This is a genomic window from Bradyrhizobium sp. CCBAU 53421 (genome assembly GCF_015291625.1).
In the GTDB taxonomy this organism is placed as follows: Bacteria; Pseudomonadota; Alphaproteobacteria; order Rhizobiales; family Xanthobacteraceae; genus Bradyrhizobium.
In genome coordinates, this window is the sequence record NZ_CP030047.1 from 5,926,487 (window position 1) to 5,950,429 (window position 23,943).

Here is a 23,943-nt window from a genome sequence, read left to right on the forward strand (position 1 = left end):
CAGCAATGCCTTCAGTCGGTTCGTTCACAGCTCGGGCTCCCTGCCCGGCTGCCAGACATTCGTATCCAGCATCATTGGAGGACCACGCAGATGCGGCAGAAGACTTTGGGCCTACTCGCACTTGTCGCCGGCGTCTTCGCAGCATCGGCTGCGCAAGCCGACATCACGATCGGCTTTGTCACCTCGCTGAGCGGCAACGGCGCGTCGATCGGCATCCCCTACGGGCGCGGCATCAATGCCGCCTATGAATACAAGAAGACGATCAACGGCGAGACCATCCGCCTGATCCAGCTCGACGACGGCTCCGATCCATCGGCCGCGACGCGCAACGCGCGCAAGCTCGTGGAAGAAGAGAAGGTCGATTTGCTGATCGGCACCGCGACGACCCCCTCGACCATCGCCATGGCGGCCGTCGCCAGCGAATTGAAGGTGCCGATGATCTCGATCTCGCCGGTCGGCAAGCTTCCGGACTCGCCGGAGCAATGGGTCGTCGCCGTGCCGCAACCGGCTTCGCTTTTGGTGAAGATCGTCGCGGACCGGATGAAGCGCGACGGCATGAAGAACATCGGCTATATCGGCTTCTCCGATGCGTGGGGCGACCTCGTCTATAACGGAGCCAAGGCCGCCGAGCCCACCGACGACATCAAGGTGCAGACCAACGAGCGCTATGCCCGCACCGATACCTCGGTGACCGCGCAGATCCTCAAGGTCATGGCTGCACGTCCCGACGCGGTGTTGATCGGCGGCTCCGGCACGCAGGGCGCGCTGCCTCTCATCACGCTCTCCGAGCGCGGCTTCAAGGGCAATACCTACGGCACCGTGGCGCTGGTCAATCCGGACTTCGTCACCGTCGGTGGCAAGGCCGCCGAGGGCATTCAGGTCTCCGCCGGCCCGGTGATCGTGGCCGAGCAACTTCCGGACGAGCACTTCGCCAAGAAGATCGCGCTCGATTTCCGCGCGGTCTACCAGAAGACCCACAACATTCCGACCACCGACGGGTTCTCCGCCTACTCTTTCGATGCCTGGCTGATCTTTGCCAACGCCGCCGAGCGGGCGCTCAAGACCGCGAAGCCCGGCACGACGGAGTTCCGCACGGCGCTGCGCGACGCCATCCTCAGCACCAAGGAGCTGCCCGGCGTGCATGCCGTCTACAACTTCAAGCCCGGTGCGGTGACCGGCGTCGACGAGCGCGCGCTGGTGGTGGTCCGCCTGACCGGCGGCGCCTGGAAGTACGCGCCATAAGCGGAAGATGGCCGGCGATCAGAACGGGGGAACGGCGTCTCAATGACGAGCGACATCGCGGCCATCCTTGCGATCGACGGGATCGCCACCGGCGCGGTCTACGCGCTGGTTGCGATCGGAACCGTGCTCATCTTCACGGTGACGCGGGTCATCTTCATTCCCTTCGGCGACATCGCCGCCTTCACCGCGCTGACGCTTGCGGCGGTCGATGCCAAGCGCTTTCCGGGGACCGGCGCGCTGGTCGTGGCGCTGGCGTGCCTTGCAACCCTGATCGAGCTCATTTCGCTCCTTCGGAGCGGCGAAATTCGCCTGCTGCCGCGCGCGCTCCTCTTCTATCTCGTCCTCCCTTTGGCAGTGGTCGGCATCGCCTGGCTCGCCATGCGCATGGATCCGCCGCTCGCGGTCCGCCTAGTGCTCGCGCTGATGCTGATCACGCCGATCGCCCCTCTGCTGGACCGGATCGTCTTCCGCCCGATTGCCGACGGCACAGTGCTGCTGCTGCTGACGGTCTCCGTGGCGCTGCATTTCGCCCTCGTCGGTCTTGGCCTGCTGTTCTTCGGCCCCGAAGGCGTTCGCACCGAACCGCTGACGTCGTTCTCGACGGAGTTCGCCGGCGTCCTGATCTCAGGCCAGACCATGCTGATCGTGATCGCCGCACTCGTCTTCAGCGGCCTCCTCTATCTCTTCTTCGACTTCACGCTGGTCGGCAAATCGCTCCGCGCCACCGCAGTGAACCGAACCGGCTCGCGGCTGATGGGAATCCGGCCGGCACGCGCCGGCACCATCGCCTACCTGCTGGGCTCGCTGATGGCCGGCGTCTCCGGCATCCTGATCGCGCCGGTGAATACCGTGTTCTACGATTCCGGCTTCCTGATCGGATTGAAGGCGTTCGTCGGCGCGATCGTCGGCGGCATGACCAGCTATCCCGGCGCCGCGATCGGCGCGGTCGGGGTCGGCATCCTCGAAAGCTTCGCATCGTTCCAGAGCAGCGCGCTGAAAGACGTGATCGTGTTCTCGCTGCTGATCCCTGTCCTGATCTGGCGATCCCTCGCCTCGCTGCATTCCGAGGAGGAGATCGAGGAATGACGCGGCTTCATGTCCAGCTCGCGGCAGTAGCGGCACTGGCGTGCCTCGCACTCGCGCCGCTCGTCCTCAGCCCATTCAGCGTCACGCTGATGAACTATATCGGCATCTATTCGCTCGTCGCCATCGGCCTTGCGCTCCTCACCGGCGTCGGCGGCATCGTGTCGTTCGGACAAGCCGCATTCGTCGGCATCGCGGCCTATGCGACGGCGTGGGTCTCTGCCCTGAACGGGCAATCGCCCTGGCTCGGCCTGCTGTTCGGGGTGGCGCTGACCTGCGGCGTCGCGGCGATCCTCGGCGTCGTCACCCTGCGCCTGCAGGGCCATTTCCTCTCGCTCTCGACCGTCGCGTGGGGCCTTGCGATCGGCTTCCTGTTCGGCAACGTCGAGGGGCTCGGCCGCTTCAACGGCATCTCGTCCATCCCGCCGATCAGTCTCGGCTCGTTCGCGCTCGTCTCCAGCGCACAGATCTATTACCTGATTTGGGGCATCGTCGCCCTGGTGCTGTTGCTCGGCTACAATCTGCTGGACTCGCGGCTCGGCCGCGCCATGCGCGCACTACGCGGCGGCAATACGCTGGTCGAGAGCCTCGGCATCAACGCCTTCCGGATCAAGCTCGTGACCTTCGTGATCGCGGCGTTCCTGGCCTCGCTCTCCGGATGGCTCTACGCGCATATGAGCCGCTTCATCAGCCCGGGTCCGTTCGATGCCAGCATGGGCATCGAATATCTGATGATGACGATGGTCGGCGGCGCCGGCAGCCTGCTCGGCGGTGTCGTCGGCGCCGCCATCGTCACTTTGCTCAAGAACAGCGTGCAGGATTATCTGCCGCTGATCGCCAAGGGCGCATCCGGACAGCTCGAGATCGTCGCCTTCTCCGCGCTGTTCATCCTGTTCCTGCAATGGGCGCGCCAGGGCATCGTTCCATCCATTGCGCGCTATCTGCCGAAGACCAGACGCGAGCGGCCGCAGCCGGCGCCGCCGCTGCCGCGCCGTCCGCAGCCGCTACCTGGCGAGCTTCTGCTGAAGGTCGACGGCGCCGAGCGGAGGTTCGGCGGCCTCGTCGCGGTCAACAATGTCAGCTTCGAGGTGAGATCCGGCGAGATCGTTGCGGTCATCGGCCCGAACGGCGCCGGCAAGAGCACGATGTTCAACTGCCTGACCGGCGCGCTGCGGGTCAACAAGGGCGAGATCGTGTTTGCGGGACGGCTGATCACGCGCGATCCGCAATCCCGCATCGCCAAGGCCGGCGTCGCGAGGACCTTCCAGCATGTGAAGCTGCGGCCGCGCATGAGCCTGCTGGAGAACGTCATGCTCGGCACCTACAGCCGGACCCGCACCGGCCTGTTCGCCGGCGCCTTTCGCCTCAACCGGCGCGAGGAAGCCAGCGCCCGGCACGAGGCGCTGCTGCAGCTCGAGCGCGTCGGGCTCGGCGACAAGCCGTTCGAGCTCGCGGGCAATCTTCCGCTCGGCAACCAGCGCATCCTGGAGATCGCACGCGCGCTCGCCGCCGATCCCGCGCTGCTGGTGCTGGACGAGCCGGCGGCGGGCCTGCGCCGCCAGGAAAAGCTGAGATTGGCGGAGCTGCTCCGCGCGCTGCGGGCGGATCACCTGACCATCCTGATCGTCGAGCACGACATGGAGTTCGTGATGTCGCTGGTCGACCGCATCGTGGTGCTCGATTTCGGCTCCAAGCTCTGCGAGGGCGTCCCGAGCGCGATCCGCAGCGACGAGCGGGTGCAAGAGGCTTATCTCGGGGGCGTCGCATGAGCGCGATGTTCTCGATGACCGATGTTACCGTCTGCTACGACAACGTCGAGGCCGTGCGCAACGTCTCGCTGTCGGTCGACGAGGGACAGATCGTCACCGTGATCGGCCCGAACGGCGCCGGCAAGACCACGCTGCTGATGGCCGCCATCGGGCTGCTCGGATCGCGCGGCCGCATGGCATTCCGCGGCAGCGATCTCCGTAAGATGTCCGTCGAGGATCGCGTCGAGCGCAGGCTCTGCCTGGTTCCGGAGAAGCGCGAGCTGTTCTCCGACATGTCGGTCGCCGACAACCTCCTGCTCGGCTCCTACAGCCAGCGCGACCGCTCTGGCGTCCGGAAGACGCTGGACGAGGTCTATGATCGTTTTCCGCGGCTGCGGGAGCGGCAACGCCAGGCCGCCGGCACGCTGTCCGGCGGCGAGCGCCAGATGCTCGCGCTGGGGCGCGCGCTGATGGCCAAGCCCGTGCTGCTGATGCTGGATGAGCCCAGCCTCGGCCTTGCGCCGCTGATCGTGCGCGAGATCTTCCGCACCATCGCATCCCTGCGCGACCTCGGCGTGTCGATCCTGCTGGTCGAGCAGAACGCCCGTGCCGCGCTCGAGACCGCCGACTATGGCTACGTCCTGGAGACCGGCGAGATCGTGCAGTCCGGCCCTGCCAAGGATCTGATCCACGATCCCGGGCTGATCACGGCCTATCTCGGCGGACACTGAGACCAGTTTGGGGCGGTCCCGGCGAGCCGCACATCAAAAACATCGAAAACGACCCCATGCACAGTAGCCGGTCACAGCAATATCAATGGCTTGTAGACCCGGCGCAGAGCGTGCTGATTTTACGCATGCTGATTTGCAGAACCCGCTTGCTCCGTCGGGCAACTCAGGCGCACAATGCCATCATCGCGGCGTTCCGCCCTTGCCCGTCTCCTTCGCCGGGACGAACCTCGTCAGCATCGGAAAATGCTTGTTACCGCCCGCGAACGGCGGAAACCGGACGAAGTCCGCGCGCATGCGCTTGATCACGTCGGAGCTCAACGCGAGCGCAAGGGCTTGCGGGCTGTCGAACATCAGTCTGTTGCGCTGCATGTACTCGACCCGCGGCGACGGCATCCGGTCGACCCAATCGATGCGCGTGTAAATCTCGATCTGGCGGACGCCGGGGAAGCTCCGCATGATCGAGGGATGATGCTCCAGATAATGCAAATTCCAGGCGTTCATGTCGTCGGCCGGCCCGGGATAATGCACGAGGTAGCTGCACGGCGTGACCGTGCCGTTGGCATGTGTGGCGTCGTCGACCGGAAAGACCCGCGTCACCATCGCCTGATGCGTCACGTCCAATCCGGCAAGGCCCGGCAGTCCGCGACCGGCCGCAAGAGCTGCGAGCTCGCCACCGCGATCCACCGCCGCCTCGCACGCAAACAGGTCCGGAAAACGCAGCTGGAGCGCAAATACCGGCCCGGCTCCGTCGTCCCTGTAGGGATGATCGACCGATTGCTCCAGCGGCGTGAACAGCAGGCCCTCGGCCATCCCCGGAACTGACGCCACGATGGCGGCCGCAGCCGCAAGATCGTCCGCATGAATTCGCCGCCCGCCTTTCGGATCGGAGAACGTCATGAACAGCGAGATCATGATGCCGCCGCCTCCGCGCCGGTTTGCAGATGCGACATGAGAGCCGCACGAACGTCATCGGGCCATGGAATCGCGCGATGATCGACCAGCGACGTCGCGGCGAGGATCTGCCGCGCACGCCAGCGCACGCCATCGGCACCCGTCACGACGTGCGCCAGATCGAGCGAGGCGCGGCCGACCTTGACGATGCGCAGGCCGAACGTCAGGCGGTCGCTGAACTTCGACGGCCGCGAAAAGTCGCAAGCCAGATGCACGGTCGGCGTGCCGATCTTGCGGACCGTGATCAGCTGCGGCCAAGGAAACCCGATCGTGGTCCAGAACTCCTCGACCACGCCATTGAGAATGTTCAGGTAGGACGGGAAATAGGCGATCCCCGAGGGATCGCAGTCGCCGAACCTCAGCTCGCGATCGAACGAGAACGACGTCATCAGATCGCAACGACGGGATGCCGGATGACGCCGACACCATCGACGCCGGCCTCGACCACGTCGCCGGGCCACAGCCATTCCTGCGGGCTCATGCCGGCGCCTACGCCTTCGGGCGTTCCGGTCGCGATGATGTCGCCCGGCTCGAGCGTCATGCCGGACGAGATGTCGGCGATCAGGGCCGGAATGTCGAAGATCATGTATTTGGTGTTGGAGTCCTGCTTCATGACGCCGTTCTTGGTCAGCCAGAGCCTCAGATCATGCGGATCGGGAATCTCGTCCGCAGTCACGATGCAGGGGCCGAACGGCGCGTAGGTGTCCATGCCCTTGGAGAAGATCCACTGCCCGGCGCGGCGATTGTCGCGCGCGGAAATGTCGATCATCACGGAATAGCCGAACACGTGATCCATCGCCTTCTCGACCGGGATTCGCGTCGCGGTCTTGCCGATGATGACGGCGAGCTCGACCTCCCAGTCGAGCTGCTGGGTCATGCTGGCATTGTGCTGGATCGCGGCGCCCGGCCCGATCACGGCGGTCGGCGGCTTGGAGAACACCACCGGCTGTTTCGGCAGATCCTTGTCGGTGTCGAGGCTCTTGGCGGACTCCGCGACATGCGCGCGATAGTTCAGCCCGATGCCGAAGATGTTCTTGCGCGGGCGCGGGATCGGTGCCTGCAGCCTGACGTCCTCGAGCGGAACGGCGGCGCCGACCGGCAGCGCCCCGTTGGCGCTGTCCAGGCATTTCTTCAACGCCGGCAGCAAGGTTATGGCGTTATCGATCAGCGACAGCATATCGCCTGGCCAGACGTGTCCGCGTGACGCACCGAGGCGCTCGACATCGACAACCAATCCATTGACGACGATCCCGAGGCGGGCACCGCTGGAGCCAGAAGTGTAGGTGACGAGACGCATGCAAGCTGATCCGGTTATTCGGGTTGCTGGAAAATATCAGGCCGCGACCGGCTGATGGCCGGCATTGTCGCCATAGGCTTCTTCCCGGTAGAGACCGAGCCCTTCGATGACGGGCAGATCGTTGAAGCAGAACAGGCAGGCATCCTCGCTCTCGGATGCGTTGCCGTGCTCATGCCAGGCCCAGGAGGGTACGCAGAAGATGTCGCGCTCCTGCCACTCGAACCGCTTGCCGCCGATCACGGAGTAGCCGCGCCCCTTGGCGACCTGGTAGACGAAGCTTCCGGTGTGGCGGTGCGACCTGGTCTTCTCGCCCGGCCGCAGCATCTGCATGCTGGCGCCGATGGTCTGCATCACATGGCCGCCGGTGATCGGATTGACGTAGTTCATGAGGATGCCGTCATAGGGCGATCCGTCGGTGGCGGCGGCATATTTCCGCAACGACTCGTAGGTCGGCTCCCACTCATATTTGAACATCGGTGAATAGCCGTTCGACCATCGCGAGCCCGCCGGCCGGAGACCGGGATTGCCCCAGGTCTTGGTCATGTCGTCGACGGGATAGCCCGACTCCTCCTGCTGGACCTTCGGGTGCACGACGAAGAAATTGGCCTCCAGCGCGTTGACGAGCGGAATATCGAGCCCGTCCTGCCAGATGCACACAGAGCCGTTCGCCTCGACGCCATGCTCGTGCCAGGTGCCGTTCGGCGTCAGCACGAAATCCCGCGCGCCGAGTGTCATCTTGTGGCCATCGACGATGGTGTAGGCGCCCTCGCCTTCCATGATGAAGCGCAGGGCGGAGGCCGAATGCGCATGGGCGGAGGCCACTTCGCCCGGGTGCATCACCTGCAAGCCCGAATAGAGCCAGCCGACCGCGGCCGACACGTCACGACGACCGGGATTGTTGAGATAGATCACCCGCCGTCCCGCCTTCTCCGGCGAGACCAGCTCCACCGAGCGCAGCACGTGCTCACGCAGATCGCTGTAGCGCCACAGCACCGGAATGGACGCCGACTGCGGCTGCCACGGCTCGATCTTGTTGGCGACCGTCCACAGCGCGCCGGCCTCGAACTTCTCGAGGTCCTTGTAGTAGGCCTTGAGCTCCGGGGTATCCTCGACATTGGCCCGGCCGATGACGTTCTCGCCCATCCTGTCCTCCAAGTCTTATCTCAGTCTCATGCAGTCTTGTCGCCACGCCCACAACTGTCGTCCTGGCGAAAGCCAGGACGACGATGAGGATGGCTGTCGATTCAGGTTGCCACACCGCGCGGTGTCATCACCCGCGAAAGCGGGTGATCCAGTATTCCAGAGACGGCTGTGCTTGAGCCGAGAGGCCGCGGCGTACTGGATCGCCCGGTCCATGTGCACAATTGCGCACAGGCCGGGCGATGACAGTTGTGGGTGCCTTGCATACCGGCGTCGTCCTGGCTTTCGCCAGGACGACGGTGCGGATGGCTGTCGATTCAGGTTGCCACACCGCGCGGTGTCATCACCCGCGAAAGCGGGTGATCCAGTATTCCAGAGACGACTGTGCTTGAGCCGAGAGGCCGCGGCGTACTGGATCGCCCGGTCGAGCCGGGCGATGACAGCTGTGGGTGCCTTGCGTACCATCGTCGTCTTGGCGAAAGGCAGGACGACGGTGATGATGAGGGATCGCGCTTCGAGTCCCATCATTCCGTCCTGCCTGGAATTGAGACGAAGCTCGCCTGCTCCGCGGCATCGGTCGCCGGGCGTTCGTCGTCCGCAAGGCCGAGCGGTGCCTGCGGACGGCGATTGACCCGCAGATCGAAGATATCGAACCGGTTGTAATGCCCGACGATGTCGTGCATCTGCTTCGGCTGAATGCAGCGTTCGAGGTCGATATCGGCATAGACGATGCCTTCATCGTCGATCAGCGGCGCGCCGACGAGACGGCCGTCCGGTCCGATCACGCCGGAGAATGCGCTCGACTTCCGCTGCAGGCGCGCCCGCGCGTCGGGAACGACGGTCTGCATCGCCGCAATGATCTCCTCCGACACGGTCGAGCACGAAACGATCGTGAAGATCTTTCCCTCGAAGGAATGGGCGATGGCACGTAACTTGATCGCCTCCGCCATGTCGTAATCCGGCGGCGCGACGGGCAGCGAGATGTAGCTTGCGACGTGAACCAGCTCGCCCTGCCCGAGCAGCGCGAAGCGCGCGAGCGTGTTGGTGTTCTCGCCGCAGGCGAGCCCGCCGAGGCGCCCGATCTCGGTGTCATAGACGCGCAGGCTCGACCCGTCGCCGCCGGTCCAGGTCAACTTCTCCGCCCAGGTCGGCACCAGCTTGCGGTGCTTGCCGAGCAGCGTCCCGTCCGGGCCGATGAACACCAGCGTGTTGTAGATCGCGCCGAGCGACACCGGGCTGCGCTCGTTGACGCCAAGCACGACGTAGCAGGCGCTATCGCGCGCCGCCTTGCGGACGATGTCGATCTCGGGACCCGGCACCAGCACCGATGCCTTGACGAGCTTTTCGAACCAGGCGCTTCCGGTGACGGGATCGGTGATCCAGTTCCAATAGGGATAGCCGGGCACGAAGACTTCGGGGAACGCGACCAGCCGCGCGCCGTTCGCCGCCGCCTCACGCACCAGTGAGGCCGCCTTGTCGGCGGTCGCGGTCGCGTCGAGATAGACAGGAGAAGCCTGGACGGCGGCGGCTCGAAAGCGCGGCAGCTTCAGCATTGGCCCTACCCTGTCGCCGGCTCATAATCGCCGCCTGGAGCAAAGCCCATGGCGTGGCGCAGCGTTTGACTTACTTTACATGTAAACGTATGCTATAGCATATTTCTGGAGGGTGCAATGGCTGAACGGTCTTTTGCGCGTGAGGTCGAGGATCTCCGGCTCGGCGACGGCGACACCTTCCGCGGCGAAGGCATCCTCGCCATCACCAAGGCACTCCTGCAATCCGGCGTCGCCTATGTCGGCGGCTATCAGGGCTCGCCGATCTCGCACCTGATGGACGTGCTGGCCGACGCCAAGGATGTGCTCGACGATCTCGGCGTCGTGTTCCAGAGCTCCGCCAATGAAGCGGCAGCGGCGGCGATGCTGTCGGCCTCCGTGATGTATCCGCTGCGCGGCGCGGTGGCGTGGAAGTCGACGGTCGGCACCAATGTCGCCTCCGACGCGCTCGCCAATCTCGCCTCCGGCGGCGTCACCGGCGGCACCATGATCATCGTCGGCGAGGATTACGGCGAAGGCTCCTCGATCATGCAGGAGCGCACCCACGCCTTTGCGATGAAATCGCAGATCTGGCTGCTCGATCCGCGGCCCGACCATGAGTGCATCGTCAATCTGATCGAGAAGGGTTTTGAACTCTCGGAAGTCTCCAACACCCCCGTCATGCTGGAAGTGCGCGTCCGCGCCTGTCACATGCACGGCAGCTTTGCCTGCAAGGACAATGTCAGGCCGGCGCACACCATCAAGGACGCCCTGAACAACCCGAAGCGCGACGTCGGCCGCATCGTGCTGCCGCCGGCGGCCTATGAGCACGAGCAGGAGAAGATCAGGACGCGAATGCCTGCGGCGATCAACTTCATCCGGGACAACAGGTTGAACGAATGGATGGGGCCGAAGCAGGGCAAGGTCGGCATCATCATGCAGGGCGGCATGTACAATAACGTCATCCGCGCGCTGCAATATCTCGGGCTGTCGGATGCCTATGGCAACACCCAGATCCCGCTCTATGTCATGAACGTCACCTACCCCGTGATCGACACCGAGGTCGCCGAGTTCTGCCTCGACAAGGACGCCATCCTGATCGTCGAGGAAGGCCAGCCGGAATATCTGGAGCAGGCGATCAACACGGTGCTGCGGCGCCGGGATATCCAGGCGCGGGTCCACGGCAAGGACGTGCTGCCGATGGGCGGCGACTACACCGCGCAGGTGCTGCTCGGCGGCGTGCGCGAGTTCATCGAAAAGACCGAGCCGCGGCTGCTCGGCAACCGGCCGCCGGCGCCGGACGCAAGCGCCGTGCTCAGCCGTCCCGAGATCGAGAAGCTGAAGCACGCGGTGCCGGCGCGGCCGCCCGGGCTTTGCACCGGCTGTCCGGAGCGCCCGATCTTCGCCGCCATGAAGCTCGTCGAGAGCGAGCTCGGCGAGCACCACGTCTCCGCCGACATCGGCTGTCACCTGTTCTCGATCCTGCCGCCCTTCAACATCGGCGCGACGACGATGGGTTTTGGTCTCGGCCCGGCCTCGACCTCAGCCTTCAACGTCAAGGCCGACAAGCGCTCGATCGCGGTGATGGGTGACGGCGGCTTCTGGCACAACGGGCTGACCAGCGGCATCGGCAACGCCGTCTTCAACAAGCACGACGGCGTGTTCGTCATCGTCGACAATTACTACACCTCGGCGACCGGCGGTCAGGACATCCTGTCGTCGCGCGCGATCAGCAAGCGGCGAAACACCAACAACTCGATCGTGCAGGCCGTGAAGGGCATCGGCGGGCAATGGGTCCGGCAGATCGACCGCACCTACGATGTCGGGAAGATGCGCGACACGTTGAAGGAGGCGCTGACGACCACGGAGCAAGGCCCCAAGGTCATCGTCGCCTCCTCCGAATGCATGTTGAACAAGCAGCGCCGTGTGAAGCCGCAGATCAGCAAGGCGATCAAGGACGGCGTTCGCACCGTGAAGGAACGCTTCGGCGTCGATGAGGACGTCTGCACCGGCGACCACGCCTGCATCCGCCTCTCCGGCTGCCCGTCGCTCTCGGTCAAGCAGCTCGACGATCCCCTGCGCGACGATCCCGTCGCGGCGATCGACAATTCCTGCGTCGGCTGCGGCAATTGCGGCGAGGTGGCGGATGCCGCCGTGCTGTGTCCCTCGTTCTATCGCGCCGACGTCATTCACAATCCGACCGGCTGGGACAGGTTCAAGTCGAAGGTCGCCATGGCCGTGATCGGCTGGCTGCAACGGCGGCGTGATCGCCGGCGTCCGGCGCTCGAGGCTTTGGCATGAGAGCTTGGGCATGAGAGCTTTGGCATGAGAGACGAAACGGTCCAGCTGGCACTCCCTGCCGCGGGTGACGCGACCGAGCGGCCGATCTCGATCGCGATCGTCGCGATGGGTGGTCAGGGCGGCGGCGTCCTCACCGACTGGATCGTCCAGCTCGCCGAGAACCATGGCTGGGTCGCACAGTCGACCTCGGTGCCCGGCGTCGCCCAGCGCACCGGCGCCACGATCTACTACATCGAGGCGATGCCGCCGCTCGACGGCCGCAAGCCGATCCTGTCGCTGATGCCGACGCCGGGCGACGTCGACGTGGTGATGGCGGCGGAGTTCATGGAAGCCGGCCGCTCGATCCTGCGCGGCCTGGTGACACCGGACCGCACCACGCTGATCGCATCCAATCACCGGACGTTCGCAATCGGCGAGAAGATCGCGCCGGGCAACGGCATCGCCGACGGGGGCGCGGTGACCGGTGCCATCGGAATTGCCGCCAAGACCGAGATCATCTTCGACATGAACGCGCTGGCGATCGCCAAGGGAAGCGTCATCTCGGCCGCGATGTTCGGCGCACTGGCGGGCGCCGGCGTGCTCAGCTTCAGCCGCGAGAGCTATCTCGACGTCATCCGCGCCGGCGACAAGGGCGCGCAGGCCAGCGTCCGCGCGTTCGAGGCGGCGTTCGACCGGGCGCAGTCGAAATCGCCGGACCCGGCGACGCCGTCGCAACCGGAGGCGGCAGGCACCGCCCCCGCTCCGGCTGCACTGGATCCGCGTCTTGCCGGCCTCGCCGCGCGACTGACGCAGGAGCTGCCGGAGACCGTGCATGCCATCGGCCGCGCCGGGCTGAAGAAGGTGGTTGATTTCCAGGACGTCGCCTATGGCGGCGAATATCTCGACATCCTCGGCAAGCTCAACGCCGCCGATCGCAGCGCCAGTGGCGCCGAACGAAACTTTGCCTTCACCCAGGCCGCCGCAAAATATCTCGCCAATGCCATGACCTATGATGACGTTATTCGCGTTGCCGACCTCAAGACCAGATCCGGCCGCCGCGCGCGGATCGAGGGCGAGCTCGAATTGTCCGAGGGCCAGGTGCTGCAGACCACCGAGTTCATGCATCCCCGCATGGAAGAGGTGATGGGCATGCTCCCGGTGGGCTTTGGCCGCTGGCTTGAAGCCAGGCCGCGCCTGCTCGGCTGGCTCGATCGCCGCGTCAACAGAGGACGCCGGATACGAACCTACTCGCTGCCCTGGTTCCTCGCACTCTATACGGTCGGCGGACTTCGCGGCATGCGTCGCCGCTCGCTGCGTCACGCGATCGAGACGGCTCATCGGGACGAATGGCTCAAGGCCGCGACAGAAGCAGTACGATCGAACTATCGGCTGGGCGTCGAGATCCTGCAATGCCGGCGCCTTGTCAAAGGCTATTCCGACACTCACAGCCGCGGCCTGTCGAAATTCGACAAGACGCTGGCTGCGATCAAGCTGGTCGCCCAGCGCGACGATGCCGCCGACTGGGCGCGCCGGCTGCGCGAAGCCGCGCTGAAGGACAGCGCGGGCAACGAGCTCGACGGCGTGATCCAGACCATCAAGAGTTTTGCATGATGCCGGCCGCGCTCAAGGAAAGCACCGTTCCCCCGTTCGGGCAGATCGAAACCCGGCTTTGGCTGCAACTGCTGTCGCTGCATGGAGAACTCTTTGCGTCGCTGAATTCGATGCTGAGCTCGGAATTCGGCTTGTCGCTGGCCAAGTTCGACGTGCTGGCTCAGCTCGACCGTTACCGGGACGGACTGGCGCTCGGGCAGCTGTCGCAGAACCTGAAAGTGTCCGGCGGCAACGTCTCGGGCCTGGTGCAGCGCCTGCTGGCCGACGACCTCATCAGCAAGGAGATGTCGAGCGAGGACCGCCGGTCGTTCATCGTGCGCCTGACGCCAAAGGGCGAAGCACTGTTCAGGAAGGCCGCCGACGTGCACAAGAGGCACCTCAGCGAACGGCTTGAAACGATCCCCGCCCGGGAGCTGGAGACCGCACTGTCGGTGTTGCGGTCGCTCTCCTCGAAACTCGGCAGCGAAAGCAAGAAGCAAGGTCGCAGGAAGTAATGGCCAAAGACTCCAGGAGCAAATGGAAATCCGGTCCGCCGCGGACGCGGGACCAGCTGCAAAGCTATATTCCCTATCTCTTCAACCGGCTCGCCAATCGCTGGAACCTGGATCAGAACCGCGATCTCAGCGAGCACAACATCAACAACGTCGTGTTCCGGACCTTGTCGGTGCTGTTCATCTACAAGACCCTGACCGTCAACGAGATCGCCGTTCTCGCCGTCACCGAGCAGTCGACCGCGAGCCGCATGGTCGAGTCGATGGTGTCATCGGGTCTCGTCAAGCGCGAGATCGCGGAAGAAGACCAGCGCCGCCGCGTCGTCGGATTGACGGCGGACGGCGAAGCGCTACTGCGCAAGATCTGGCCGATCATGGAGAACAATTACGACCGGCTGACCGTCGGCATCGATCCCGACGAGATCGAGGTGTGCGCCCGCGTGCTGGCCAAGATGGTCGAGAACATCCGCCAGAACCAGATCTGATCGCCGCGATCATGGACTGAGGCCGGCAAGGCTGGTGCCGCCGCAGACGTAGAGCACCTGTCCGGTCACGAAGTCCGAGCGCTCGTCGAGGAAGAAACCGATCGCGTGCGCCACGTCCTCGCGTGTGCCGAGCCGCCCGACCGGAACGTTGCGCGCCATCTTCTCCTGCTGCTCGGACCCCTTCGGGACGATGCCCCAGAAATTGTCGGTCAGGATCGGGCCCGGTGCGACCACGTTCACCGTGATGCCGCTCGACGCCAGCTCCAGCGCCCATGTCCGCGCCATGCCGTGCACGCCGGCCTTGGTCGCGGAATAGGCCGAGCGCGTCGCCGCGCCCATCGCGGCGCGCGAGCTCACGAACACGATCCGGCCGAACCGCCGCGACCGCATTCCTTCCATCGCTGCCTGGGTCAGCAGCATCGGTGCGCCCAAGTGCAGCTGCGCCAGCGTCAGGATGTCTTCCGGCTTCGCATCGGCCAGCAAATTCGGCAGGATGATTCCGGCATTGTGCACGAGGCAATCGACCGCATGATCCCGGCAGATCTCCTCGGCAATGGCCCTTGTCTCCGCGATGTCGGTCAGGTCCGCGCGATAGGCGGTGAGCAGGTCGTGCGTCCAGCCCGGCTTCTCGAGCCCGACCGAGACGACCCGCTGTCCCTCGCCGACGAGCTTCTTCGCCAACGCCTCGCCGATGCCGGAATTGCCTCCGGTGATGAGTGTGGTGCGGGTCTGGCTCATGATCACTCCTGCCGCCGCTTGAGGTCGCGACAATCGAAGAACGCGCCGTCGCGCATCAGCTGCGCGACGAAGTCCTTCAGTCCGCCGCGCTGGATCTTCTCGGTCGCGGTCAGCGGCAGTTTTTCGACGAAGCAGATCCAGCCTGGCGCCTTGTAATAGGCCATCTGCTCAAGACTCCAGCGCACGATGTCCTCGGCGAGCGCGCGGTCCGCCCCCGGCGTCTCGGCGATGATGACCGCCGCGACCTCGTCGCCGCGCAGCTGATCGGGCGTTGCCGCGACCGCGGCCTGCCGGATCGCGCCATGGCGGTTGAGGACGGATTCGACCTCGACCGCGGCGATGTTCTCGCCGGAGCGGCGAATCACGTTCTTCTTGCGATCGACAAAATGAAGGTCGCCATCGGCATCGCGCGACACGATATCGCCGGTATGGAGCCATCCGTCCTTCCAGGCCTCGGCAGTCGCTTCAGGGTTCTTCAGGTACTCGCTGAAGAAGCCGAAGCGGGGATCATCCCCTGCCCGCCGCACCAACAGCTCGCCCGGCGTTCCCACCGGCGCATCGTTGCCGCCATCGCCAATGATCCGAACCTCGACCTCGGGTGCCGGACGGCCGAAACAGCTGGTGCCGATCTTGCGCGGCTCGACATTGGCGGCGATCACGCCGCCGCTTCCGGTCTCGGTCATCGCCCAGGCCTCGAGCAGCGGAAAGCCGAAGCGCTGCTCGAACGGCGCGTGCAGCAGCCTGTCGACGCCGGCGCCGAAGCCGAACCGCACGGTGTGCGCGCGGTCTTCTTCCGTCGGCGGCGCGCCCATCAGCATCGAGGGCATGACGCCGAGATAATGCAGGCAGGTCGCCCGGCTGTCGCGCACCGATTGCCACCAGCTGCGCGGATGGAAGCGATCGAGCATCGTCAGGCTGCCGCCGACCGACAGCATCGCCATCAGCGACACCGCCATCGCGTTCATGTGAAACAGCGGCAGCGGCGTGATCATGCGCTCGCCGTCTTTCCGGAGATCGATCAACCCGCCGACGTCGCGATACCAGTCTCCGGAATACAGGAAGTAGGTGTTGGTCAGCACGCAGCCCTTGGGCTGGCCTGTCGTCCCCGAGGTGTAGAGCAGCGCGCATTCGCTGGCGCCGTCGCCGGGGTTCGCCGGCCGCGTGCCGCCGAACGGGGCTGGAATCTCGTCGTTCTCGGTCACCACGGGAATCGGCCGGCCGGCCTGCCGCGCCGCGGTCTCGACCTCGTCGCGTCGCTTGGCGAGCACGAACGCGGCATTCATCTCGGAATGCGCGATGATGTATTCGAGCTCGCTGACCCGCAAGTCCGGGTTGATCGGCACCACGGACACACCGAGCGCGTTCAGCGCGAACCACAGCTCGACGAACACCGGCCTGTTCTGCAGCAGCAGCCCGACCCGATGGCCACGGCCGTAACCGCGGTCTGCGAATGCCGTGCGCCAGCGCTCGACGCGTTCGCGCATGGCACGGTACGAGATCTCCCCGGCCGCGATGCCGTAGATGTCGGCCGTCTCGGGCAGCACATTGAGAAAGCCGGCTTCGCCCCGGTCGAGGGCAGTCTCGCGGAAGCGGGCGTAGACGGTGGTCGCTGTGGTCAAGGCGCACTCACATGAAGAGCTGGATATTGCCGAACGGCGCGTCGAAATTCACGAGATCGATGCGCTTGAGCTTGATCTTGAGGTCGTCGCCGATTTGAACCAGATCGTGCGACGCCCATCCCGAAAAGCGTTCCAGCGTGTCGCCGCGCGTCTCGGTGTAGATAAAGGAGGTCCGCGCCTTGAATGCGCCGGCTGCCGGATCGCAGGCCAGGATCTGCGGCGCCTGAAGCAAATGATGGCAGCGGCTCTTCGGCTTCTGGCTGAAGGTGCGTTCGCCGGCCAGCCGCTCGATGCGCACTTTCATCAAGAGCAGATCCTCGTACATCAGCGACGGCTGGAGCACCGGATCCTGCTGCTGCCATTCCAGCGGCATCCAGTAGCGCCCTTCGGGGTGGAACAGGTCGAGCCACGCCTGCCATTGCATCGTGTCGAGCAGATCGGCTTCCCGATAGACGAAATCGGTGATGGTCTTTTCGCTGATCATTCCGCGGCCTCGCCGGGCTGGTCCATGTCCTGATCCATGTCCATGGTCATGTATTTGGCCCAGGCATGAAACTGGTTGCGCATCTGGCGCTCCGACGTGCCGTTGATGACCGCGGTGACGTCATGCTCTTCGTTGCTCTCGTAGAGCCGGCGCAGGTTGACCCACTGATTGCCGTTCGTCTTCAGACCTTCCTGGGCCCGCTCATACATTTCGAGATCGTCGTGCCCGACGATCGAGGTCGGCGCGTTGATGAAGCGATTGTACATCAGCGCCCGCTCGTAGAGCTTGTCGGGCGCGCCGACCAGACGATAGACCCAGCTTTCGACCAGCGTCCGGTCGACCGCGATCGGGATGAAATTGCGCAGGATCTGCACCGCGCCCTTCACCATGATGTTCGGGAAATAGACCGTGTTGTGCCGGACTTCTCCCAGTATCTCGTGAGCCCGCTTCTCGCCATAGGCTGCGACCATCCGGCCAAGATAGCCCTCGACGTCCGAATAGTTCGAGTGGATGGAATTGGCGACGCCGGTGTGGCCATGGCCGTTCGGCCAGATCCGGATGCCGCTCTGCTCGTAGAACTCGTACGGGCTCATGAAGGGACCATAGAGCTGCACCGCCATCGGCGTCTCCTTGGAGTCGCCCTGTTCGCGTTGCCAGACCTTGATGGCGGTGCCGGCCGAGCTCTCGTGCGCCACCATGGGATGGCAGGTGTCGGTCTGGTTCTCGACCAGCATCTTCCAGTTGCAGGTGTGCATGTAGCGGATCGGCGCGGCCTCGACGGCGAGCTTCCCCTCGGGCGAGCGGTCGGCCATGTTGTCGATGGTCGAGAGGCTTTCGCCGAAATAGTCCTCGAAGCCGACGCCGGTTTCGCTGAGGCGCGCGAAGATGAAATCGCGGTAGACGACGACATTCCTGATCCGCGACAGCCCGTCGCTCGCCTGGGTGTCGGTGAATCCGGTGCCCTCGTAGCCCTTCTTCAGCGGGATCGCGAGCAGCGAGCCGTCGGTCTTGAACGACCAGGCGTGATAGGGGCAGCGGAAGAACTTTCCGGTATTGCCGCACGGCTCGGAGGCGATCTTGACGCCCTTGTGCGGACAGCGGTTGTAGAACAGGTGGATCGAGCCGTCGCTATGGCGGCTCGCCACCACCGGCTGCCGGCCGATATTGGCGGTGATGAAATCGCCTGGTTTCGACAACTGGCTGGCATGCCCGACATAGATCCAGCTGTTGGGAAACAGATGCTGCATCTCGAGCTCGAAGATCTCGGGATCGACATAGACGTCGCGATGCACCTCCGCGTCGCGCACAAGGGCGCCGATCGCGCGGGGATTCTTTCCGTATTTCGCCATGGCGCCTCTTGCCTCCTCTCAGAGATCCAACACCAGCCGGTCCGACTTCGCACGCGACACGCAGATCTGCATGACCTTGTTGGACGCCCTCTCGTCGTCGCTGAGAATGACGTCACGATGATCGGGCACGCCGGCGATCACGCCGCACTGACAGATGCCGCAATCACCGCGCTGGCAGTCATAGAGCACATCGAGCCCCGCCGCTTCCAGCGCCTGGATGATGCTCTGATCGGTCGCGACCGTGATGACCTGCCCGGTCGATCTGAGCTCGACCTCGAACGGCTGGTTCGGGGAGCCGGCCGGCTCTGCCTTGAACAGCTCGAAATGGATGCGGTCCGCCGGGATGCCCCTGGCGAGCGCCCCGGCCTTCACCGCGTCGATCATGCCGGCAGGCCCGCAGACATAGACGTGGGCGCCCGCGGGCGCCGCGCCAAGCGCCGCCGCGATATCGAGGCGGGACTCATCGCTGTCGTAGTGAACCGTCAAACCTTCCGAACAGATTGCCTGCAACTGCGGCAGGAACGCCAGCAGCCCGGGCATTCGTCCGGCATAGTGCAGGCGAAACGGCGTGCCCTGCGCCTTCAGCACCGCCGCCATCGACAGGATCGGCGTGACGCCGATGCCGCCGGCAAACAGCACCGCCGGCGCGGCACCGGCATGAAGGCCGAAATTGTTGACCGGCGCGGTCGCGCTGACGACGTCGCCGACCTGAAGGGCGTGCATGAACTGCGAGCCCCCGGCTGACGCCTCCTCGCGCAGCACCCCCAACGCCACGGCGCCCTCGGGCAGATCCGGCAACGCCATCAGGGAATACGGCCGGTCGCCTCCGCCCGGCAGCAGCACGCGAACATGCGCACCCGCTTGCCATTCCGGCACGGCACCGCCCTCCACGCCGAACACGACGCTGCGAATGACCGATGTCTCCGCAACGATCGACTGCACCTTGAGCTTGAGCGGATGCGCGTCCATTCGGGCATCTCATATTATATGAATTTGCATATTTTTATACATGTAATAATTGCCTGTCAATCGTGAGTCTGGGCGGTTGCGGATCCCGATCCTGCCGCCACGGCGCGCGGCTTGAAAAGCCGATCCGCGACCGGCGCCACGCCAGCGGCCGAGCATTGCCACCGCCATCGTCAACCCGAGCGAATTAGAGATCATCGAGGCCGAGGCGTGCGCCGCCTTTTTTCGCCGAGTGCATCGCCGGCAAGACGCCTCGCAACATCGCGATAGACCTTGCGTGCCGACGCCTCGCGGCACGTCGTGGACGGCCGCCGGCCTTGTGGTCTGGAGAATGAAAAAGGGCCATCAACGTGGAGGCCGGAGTCAATCACACCTCAAATCATCTTAAACCGGGCAGCCTGAAACCTGCTGCTCAGAAGAATTACTTAGAAAGACCCTAGGGACACCTTGAACGGAAGCCGTATTTTCCTTCCTTATCCGTGAACCCGGCCACCAACTCGCTTAGGTTGGCAGAGCCCTGTTTTCGCACCAGGGTCCAATCTCGGAGGTCGCCACATGATGCAAAACCACATCTGGTACGTCTCCTTCGTTGATCAACGCGACGCTCCACCCGATAGGCATGCGCGAAGGACAGCGACCTTCAAATCCGAACAGGAAGCAAAGCAGTTCACCAGGACGCTGGCGCAGGACCGGAGAGTCAAGAGCCTGTCGGCCGGAACAATCAACCCGCATCAGCCAAAACGGGTCGTCGGATCGAGAGAAATCGGCCAGTGGCTCGGCAACATTTAGGACCCCATGCCGCGGACGCCGCCTCGGATATCAAGGCCGAGCAATCGGCCAGACGCCCGCCGGATCTGAAGCCAAATCGTAGGCAGTGCGATCGTCGTCAATTACGGAAACCCAGCCGTCGGTCTAGATTTGTCAATCTTGTGCAGCAGGCTCACGACATCGACGCGACCACGTCCAGCATCACTTCCGTCGCGCCGCCGGCAATGGAGAGCACGCGGGCGTCGCGCGCTATCCGCTCGATCGGGCTCTCCCGCATGACGCCCATGGCGCCGTGGAACTGCACGCACGCATACGCCACCTCGTTGACGAGTTCGCCACAGATAGCCTTCAACATCGAGATCTCGCGCATGCAGTCGTCGTCCGCTGTCATGCGCCAAGCGGTGGCATACAGAAACGAGCGATTTGCTTCCACCTTCGCAGAAAGCATCGCAAGACGTTGACGGATCGCCTGCATGTCCCAAAGGACGCCCCCGAATGCGCGGCGCGTCTTCACGTAAGTGAGGGTCATATCGATCGCCGCCTCGGCCATCCCTATCGCCATGGCGGCGAGAATAAGGCGCTCGTTCTGCAAGTTGCGCATGATGGAGTAGAAGCCTTGTCCCTCCGCGCCGAGCACGTTCTCGGCAGGAATGCGGCAACCGTCGAAGACAAGTTCGGCCGTATCGGAAGAGCGCCAGCCGAGCTTGTCCAGTTCGCGAGCCACGCCGAAGCCTGGCGTGCCCTTCTCGACGAGGAACATCGTGATCCCGTTGCTCCCTGCCGCAGGATCAGTCTTGGCCGCAACACAGTAGAGATCTGCGCAGACGCCGTTAGTGATGTATAGTTTCGTACCATCGAGCACGTAGGAGTCGCCGTCTCTGCGCGCGCGCGTGCGGATAGCCTTCACGTCCGAGCCCGCATCCGGCTCCGTGATGGCGATCGCGGTGATCACTTCGCCGCTCACAATACCAGGCATCCATCGATCGCGTTGGGATTTGGTCCCGTCGTGGAAGATATAGCTGGAAGCCATCTCGGCGTGGACCAGCATTGCATCTGCGGCGCCGCCATAGGTGGAGCGCCCGAGTTCCTCTGCGAAGACCGTCGATGCGACCGCGTCCATCTCGGCGCCACCGTACTCGGCCGGATAGCGGATGCCGAAGAAGCCAAGTTCGCCCATGCGACGCAGAACCGAACGCGGAACGCTCCCCTCCTCTTCCCAGCGATCTGCACAGGGCTTGATTTCCTCCTCGACAAAGCGGCGGACCTGGTCCCGTAAGAGCTCATATTCCGCCGCAGCCCAAGGCAGCTCCGCCCCTTCTGACGCCGCCCAAGCATTGTCCATCATTCTCATCCGCTCCGCTATGAGTTCAACACTCAAGATCCAGATCGTGTCGGCGCCCTTGAGACAATTGCGGCCCCTTCCGATAGACTAAAGTTCGATTTCCTCTCGCGGTCCGCCCGAGAGCGAAGCAGTTTTGGAATCGGCCACCCAGCGCATCCCGTCGATCACTTCCGCCAGTTCGGCCACGGTCGGCCGCTCGAACAGGTTGCGAAGCTGCACGTCGACGCCGAAGACCTTTCGCATGCGCGCCACCGCTCTCACGACCAGGAGCGACTCCCCGCCCAGGTCGAAGAAGTTGTCGTGACGTCCGATCGACTTGAGCTTGAGGAGATTGCACCACAAGGCAGCCAAGGTCTTCTCGGTCTCTGTCGACGGGGCGGCGAACTCGTGTGCCGGCTGAATGCTGCCCGCCGTCGGCTCGGGAAGCGAGGCTCGGTCGATCTTGCCGTTGGACGTGAGCGGCATCCGTTCGAGGCAGACGTAGTGCGCCGGAATCATGGACTCCAGGAGTTCTTCGGCGAGGTGGGCGCGTAGCTCCGCCACGCTCAGAGGTTTCGAGGAGACATAGTATGCGACGAGCCGCGTGATAGCGCCTTCTTCAGCATTTCCGAGCGGAATGGGAATGGCCACGACCGCGCATTCCTGAACGTGGGGCTGCTTGAGAAGCCGCGCTTCGATCTCGCCCAGCTCGACACGCGTGCCACCAACCTTCACCTGATGATCGGCGCGGCCGAGAAATTCCAAGCGCCCTTCCGAGTTCCAGCGGGCCAGATCGCCCGTCTTGTACAGCCGCAGCCTCGAAAAGCCATCTCGGGGATCCGTCGCCGTGCGGAACCGCTCCTCGGTCAGGTCGGGGCGATTGAAATAACCTCTCGCAAGCCCATCGCCTGCGATGAACATCTCACCGACGACATTGGGGCCGGTCGGCTGATATTCCTTGCTGAGGACGTAAATTCCCGCATTAGCGGCCGGAACGCCAATCGGCACCGATGCGGATTGATCTTGATCTACGTCAAATCGATGAATCATGCAGCCTACCGTGGCTTCGGTTGGTCCATACTCGTTGTAGATCTCGATAGGATGGAGGATGGCTTTCGTGATGTCGCGAGCCAGTTCGGTCTTGAAGTCCTCGCCGCCCACAATGAACTTACGCAGTCTCGTGGCCTCAAGATTGCGGTCGCGGATCATCGCGAGATGCGCCGGTGTCAGTTTGATGATATCGACGGCATTGTCGTCGACCACCTTGAGCACGACCATGTTCTTCACCCCCGGATCACCAAGATAGACCACGATCCGGCCGCCCGTGATGAGTGGCGCGAAGAGCGTCGTGACGGTCAGGTCGAAGGCAAGCGATGAGAAAAGTGGCCAAGCGAGAGGCTGGCCGGAACTGTACACCCGCGCGGCCCACCAGATGTAATTCACGAGGCTGCGGTGCTCGATCTCGACGCCCTTGGGGGTGCCGGTCGAGCCCGAAGTGAAGATGATGTAGGCGACGCCGTCCGGCTTGGCGGCGGACGGTCGCGCCGAAGTCGGCTGATTCAGAATCGAGCCGAAATCGGCATCGAGCACGAAAATGTCGGCAAGGTCCGGCGGGATGACGGATTGCAGACGCGCCTGAGTGATCGCCACCGGCAAGTGCCCACCGGTCCCGTTGGAAATGTCTTTCAGGATTGTCGCAATGCGCCCTTTCGGCGTCGCCGCATCAATCGGCACATAGGCTGCGCCGGTTTTGAGAACGCCCAGGATCGCGACAACGACTTCGATGGAGTGTTCCATGAAGACAACGATGATCCGACCCGGGCCCACGCCCTTTGAGCCCAGATGCGCGGCCATCTGGTTGGAACGCTCGTCGAGTTGCCGATACGTCAGCATTGCATCGCCAAAGCGGATCGCTTCAGCATCTGGACTGAGCATCACCTGATCGGCGAAAAGATCGATGATTGTCCTTTCCGAGGGGTAGCGCGCCGCCGTGGCGTTGTACTCAACGACGAGCGCCTGATGATCGGCATTTTTCAGCGGCGGCAGCGCCACGCTCTCTGCTACGATAGGTAGGACTTCATTCATCGAATGCGCTCCCGTCCGGGACGTT

Annotated in this window: 21 protein-coding genes; 9 read left to right on the forward strand and 12 right to left on the reverse strand. The window is 64.2% G+C overall.

Annotated features, from left to right (window positions below):
• Positions 1-90: 90 nt before the first annotated feature.
• Genes XH92_RS28360 through XH92_RS28375 form a run of 4 tightly spaced genes read left to right on the forward strand, consistent with a single transcriptional unit; the run spans position 91 to position 4,804 of the window.
• Complete coding sequence (locus XH92_RS28360; RefSeq protein WP_194455056.1) at positions 91-1,242, forward strand: ABC transporter substrate-binding protein; 1,152 nt, start codon at positions 91-93, stop codon at positions 1,240-1,242.
• A gap of 42 nt (positions 1,243-1,284) precedes the next feature.
• Positions 1,285-2,328 (forward strand): branched-chain amino acid ABC transporter permease, encoded by a 1,044-nt coding sequence (locus XH92_RS28365; RefSeq protein ID WP_194455057.1) that lies wholly within the window; start codon positions 1,285-1,287, stop codon positions 2,326-2,328.
• Entirely contained in the window at positions 2,325-4,094 is a 1,770-nt protein-coding gene (locus tag XH92_RS28370) for an ATP-binding cassette domain-containing protein (RefSeq protein ID WP_194455058.1), read from the forward strand. Before XH92_RS28365 ends, XH92_RS28370 begins: the two co-directional genes overlap by 4 nt.
• Positions 4,091-4,804 carry an ABC transporter ATP-binding protein gene (locus tag XH92_RS28375; RefSeq protein WP_194455059.1) on the forward strand — a complete coding sequence of 238 codons (714 nt, stop codon included), beginning with the start codon at positions 4,091-4,093 and terminating at the stop codon, positions 4,802-4,804. The genes XH92_RS28370 and XH92_RS28375 overlap by 4 nt, the downstream gene beginning before the upstream one ends.
• Positions 4,805-4,984: 180 nt before the next feature.
• On the opposite strand, the gene XH92_RS28380 is transcribed toward XH92_RS28375, so the two are convergent.
• The 5 genes from XH92_RS28380 to XH92_RS28400 form a co-directional block, all read right to left on the reverse strand.
• Positions 4,985-5,716 carry an EthD family reductase gene (locus XH92_RS28380; RefSeq protein WP_194455060.1) on the reverse strand — a complete coding sequence of 244 codons (732 nt, stop codon included), beginning with the start codon at positions 5,714-5,716 and terminating at the stop codon, positions 4,985-4,987.
• Positions 5,713-6,144 carry a thioesterase family protein gene (locus XH92_RS28385; protein WP_194455061.1) on the reverse strand — a complete coding sequence of 144 codons (432 nt, stop codon included), beginning with the start codon at positions 6,142-6,144 and terminating at the stop codon, positions 5,713-5,715. Before XH92_RS28385 ends, XH92_RS28380 begins: the two co-directional genes overlap by 4 nt.
• Entirely contained in the window at positions 6,144-7,052 is a 909-nt protein-coding gene (locus XH92_RS28390; RefSeq protein WP_194455062.1) for a fumarylacetoacetate hydrolase family protein, read from the reverse strand. The genes XH92_RS28385 and XH92_RS28390 overlap by 1 nt, the downstream gene beginning before the upstream one ends.
• Before the next feature lie 36 nt (positions 7,053-7,088).
• Positions 7,089-8,195: a cupin domain-containing protein gene (locus XH92_RS28395; protein WP_194455063.1), complete on the reverse strand. Its 1,107-nt coding sequence runs from the start codon at positions 8,193-8,195 to the stop codon at positions 7,089-7,091.
• Positions 8,196-8,716: 521 nt separating this feature from the next.
• On the reverse strand, positions 8,717-9,745 hold the full coding sequence (locus XH92_RS28400) for a carbon-nitrogen hydrolase family protein (protein WP_194455064.1): 1,029 nt from the start codon (positions 9,743-9,745) through the stop codon (positions 8,717-8,719).
• A gap of 117 nt (positions 9,746-9,862) precedes the next feature.
• Here XH92_RS28400 and XH92_RS28405 point away from each other — a divergent pair, with 117 nt between their 5' ends.
• From XH92_RS28405 to XH92_RS28420, 4 genes are read left to right on the forward strand one after another with little or no spacing between them, the layout of a single operon-like run.
• On the forward strand, positions 9,863-12,022 hold the full coding sequence (locus tag XH92_RS28405; RefSeq protein ID WP_194455065.1) for an indolepyruvate ferredoxin oxidoreductase subunit alpha: 2,160 nt from the start codon (positions 9,863-9,865) through the stop codon (positions 12,020-12,022).
• Positions 12,023-12,046: 24 nt separating this feature from the next.
• A complete protein-coding gene (locus XH92_RS28410) occupies positions 12,047-13,612 on the forward strand; it encodes an indolepyruvate oxidoreductase subunit beta family protein (RefSeq protein WP_194455066.1) in 1,566 nt (521 codons plus the stop codon).
• Entirely contained in the window at positions 13,609-14,106 is a 498-nt protein-coding gene (locus XH92_RS28415; protein WP_246787671.1) for a MarR family winged helix-turn-helix transcriptional regulator, read from the forward strand. Before XH92_RS28410 ends, XH92_RS28415 begins: the two co-directional genes overlap by 4 nt.
• A complete protein-coding gene (locus XH92_RS28420; RefSeq protein WP_194455067.1) occupies positions 14,106-14,588 on the forward strand; it encodes a MarR family winged helix-turn-helix transcriptional regulator in 483 nt (160 codons plus the stop codon). Before XH92_RS28415 ends, XH92_RS28420 begins: the two co-directional genes overlap by 1 nt.
• Before the next feature lie 9 nt (positions 14,589-14,597).
• Here XH92_RS28420 and XH92_RS28425 read toward each other — a convergent pair whose 3' ends face one another.
• Genes XH92_RS28425 through XH92_RS28445 form a run of 5 tightly spaced genes read right to left on the reverse strand, consistent with a single transcriptional unit; the run spans position 14,598 to position 19,747 of the window.
• A complete protein-coding gene (locus XH92_RS28425) occupies positions 14,598-15,326 on the reverse strand; it encodes an SDR family NAD(P)-dependent oxidoreductase (RefSeq protein WP_194455068.1) in 729 nt (242 codons plus the stop codon).
• A 2-nt stretch (positions 15,327-15,328) separates the two neighbouring features.
• The gene (locus XH92_RS28430) at positions 15,329-16,945 is read right to left on the reverse strand and encodes an ATP-dependent acyl-CoA ligase (protein WP_194455069.1); all 1,617 of its coding nucleotides are present in this window, start codon (positions 16,943-16,945) and stop codon (positions 15,329-15,331) included.
• Positions 16,946-16,952: 7 nt separating this feature from the next.
• The gene (locus tag XH92_RS28435; protein WP_194455070.1) at positions 16,953-17,429 is read right to left on the reverse strand and encodes an aromatic-ring-hydroxylating dioxygenase subunit beta; all 477 of its coding nucleotides are present in this window, start codon (positions 17,427-17,429) and stop codon (positions 16,953-16,955) included.
• The gene (locus tag XH92_RS28440; protein WP_194455071.1) at positions 17,426-18,778 is read right to left on the reverse strand and encodes an aromatic ring-hydroxylating dioxygenase subunit alpha; all 1,353 of its coding nucleotides are present in this window, start codon (positions 18,776-18,778) and stop codon (positions 17,426-17,428) included. The genes XH92_RS28435 and XH92_RS28440 overlap by 4 nt, the downstream gene beginning before the upstream one ends.
• 18 nt (positions 18,779-18,796) lie before the next feature.
• Positions 18,797-19,747: a PDR/VanB family oxidoreductase gene (locus XH92_RS28445; RefSeq protein ID WP_194455072.1), complete on the reverse strand. Its 951-nt coding sequence runs from the start codon at positions 19,745-19,747 to the stop codon at positions 18,797-18,799.
• A 552-nt stretch (positions 19,748-20,299) separates the two neighbouring features.
• Here XH92_RS28445 and XH92_RS28450 point away from each other — a divergent pair.
• Positions 20,300-20,533, forward strand: a complete 234-nt coding sequence (locus XH92_RS28450) for a hypothetical protein (RefSeq protein ID WP_194455073.1) — start codon at positions 20,300-20,302, stop codon at positions 20,531-20,533.
• A 151-nt stretch (positions 20,534-20,684) separates the two neighbouring features.
• On the opposite strand, the gene XH92_RS28455 is transcribed toward XH92_RS28450, so the two are convergent.
• Positions 20,685-21,857 (reverse strand): acyl-CoA dehydrogenase family protein, encoded by a 1,173-nt coding sequence (locus tag XH92_RS28455; RefSeq protein WP_246787685.1) that lies wholly within the window; start codon positions 21,855-21,857, stop codon positions 20,685-20,687.
• 84 nt (positions 21,858-21,941) lie between these two features.
• Positions 21,942-23,918 carry an amino acid adenylation domain-containing protein gene (locus tag XH92_RS28460; protein WP_194455074.1) on the reverse strand — a complete coding sequence of 659 codons (1,977 nt, stop codon included), beginning with the start codon at positions 23,916-23,918 and terminating at the stop codon, positions 21,942-21,944.
• Positions 23,919-23,943: the final 25 nt, after the last annotated feature.

Bases quoted from the DNA above. Each gene is read 5' to 3' on its own strand.
- XH92_RS28360 (WP_194455056.1), top strand. From the start codon at position 91: ATGCGGCAGAAGACTTTGGGCCTACTCGCACTTGTCGCCGGCGTCTTC.
- XH92_RS28365 (WP_194455057.1), top strand. From the start codon at position 1,285: ATGACGAGCGACATCGCGGCCATCCTTGCGATCGACGGGATCGCCACC.
- XH92_RS28370 (WP_194455058.1), top strand. From the start codon at position 2,325: ATGACGCGGCTTCATGTCCAGCTCGCGGCAGTAGCGGCACTGGCGTGC.
- XH92_RS28375 (WP_194455059.1), top strand. From the start codon at position 4,091: ATGAGCGCGATGTTCTCGATGACCGATGTTACCGTCTGCTACGACAAC.
- XH92_RS28380 (WP_194455060.1), bottom strand. From the start codon at position 5,716: ATGATCTCGCTGTTCATGACGTTCTCCGATCCGAAAGGCGGGCGGCGA.
- XH92_RS28385 (WP_194455061.1), bottom strand. From the start codon at position 6,144: ATGACGTCGTTCTCGTTCGATCGCGAGCTGAGGTTCGGCGACTGCGAT.
- XH92_RS28390 (WP_194455062.1), bottom strand. From the start codon at position 7,052: ATGCGTCTCGTCACCTACACTTCTGGCTCCAGCGGTGCCCGCCTCGGG.
- XH92_RS28395 (WP_194455063.1), bottom strand. From the start codon at position 8,195: ATGGGCGAGAACGTCATCGGCCGGGCCAATGTCGAGGATACCCCGGAG.
- XH92_RS28400 (WP_194455064.1), bottom strand. From the start codon at position 9,745: ATGCTGAAGCTGCCGCGCTTTCGAGCCGCCGCCGTCCAGGCTTCTCCT.
- XH92_RS28405 (WP_194455065.1), top strand. From the start codon at position 9,863: ATGGCTGAACGGTCTTTTGCGCGTGAGGTCGAGGATCTCCGGCTCGGC.
- XH92_RS28410 (WP_194455066.1), top strand. From the start codon at position 12,047: ATGAGAGACGAAACGGTCCAGCTGGCACTCCCTGCCGCGGGTGACGCG.
- XH92_RS28415 (WP_246787671.1), top strand. From the start codon at position 13,609: ATGATGCCGGCCGCGCTCAAGGAAAGCACCGTTCCCCCGTTCGGGCAG.
- XH92_RS28420 (WP_194455067.1), top strand. From the start codon at position 14,106: ATGGCCAAAGACTCCAGGAGCAAATGGAAATCCGGTCCGCCGCGGACG.
- XH92_RS28425 (WP_194455068.1), bottom strand. From the start codon at position 15,326: ATGAGCCAGACCCGCACCACACTCATCACCGGAGGCAATTCCGGCATC.
- XH92_RS28435 (WP_194455070.1), bottom strand. From the start codon at position 17,429: ATGATCAGCGAAAAGACCATCACCGATTTCGTCTATCGGGAAGCCGAT.
- XH92_RS28440 (WP_194455071.1), bottom strand. From the start codon at position 18,778: ATGGCGAAATACGGAAAGAATCCCCGCGCGATCGGCGCCCTTGTGCGC.
- XH92_RS28445 (WP_194455072.1), bottom strand. From the start codon at position 19,747: ATGGACGCGCATCCGCTCAAGCTCAAGGTGCAGTCGATCGTTGCGGAG.
- XH92_RS28450 (WP_194455073.1), top strand. From the start codon at position 20,300: ATGATGCAAAACCACATCTGGTACGTCTCCTTCGTTGATCAACGCGAC.
- XH92_RS28455 (WP_246787685.1), bottom strand. From the start codon at position 21,857: ATGATGGACAATGCTTGGGCGGCGTCAGAAGGGGCGGAGCTGCCTTGG.
- XH92_RS28460 (WP_194455074.1), bottom strand. From the start codon at position 23,918: ATGAATGAAGTCCTACCTATCGTAGCAGAGAGCGTGGCGCTGCCGCCG.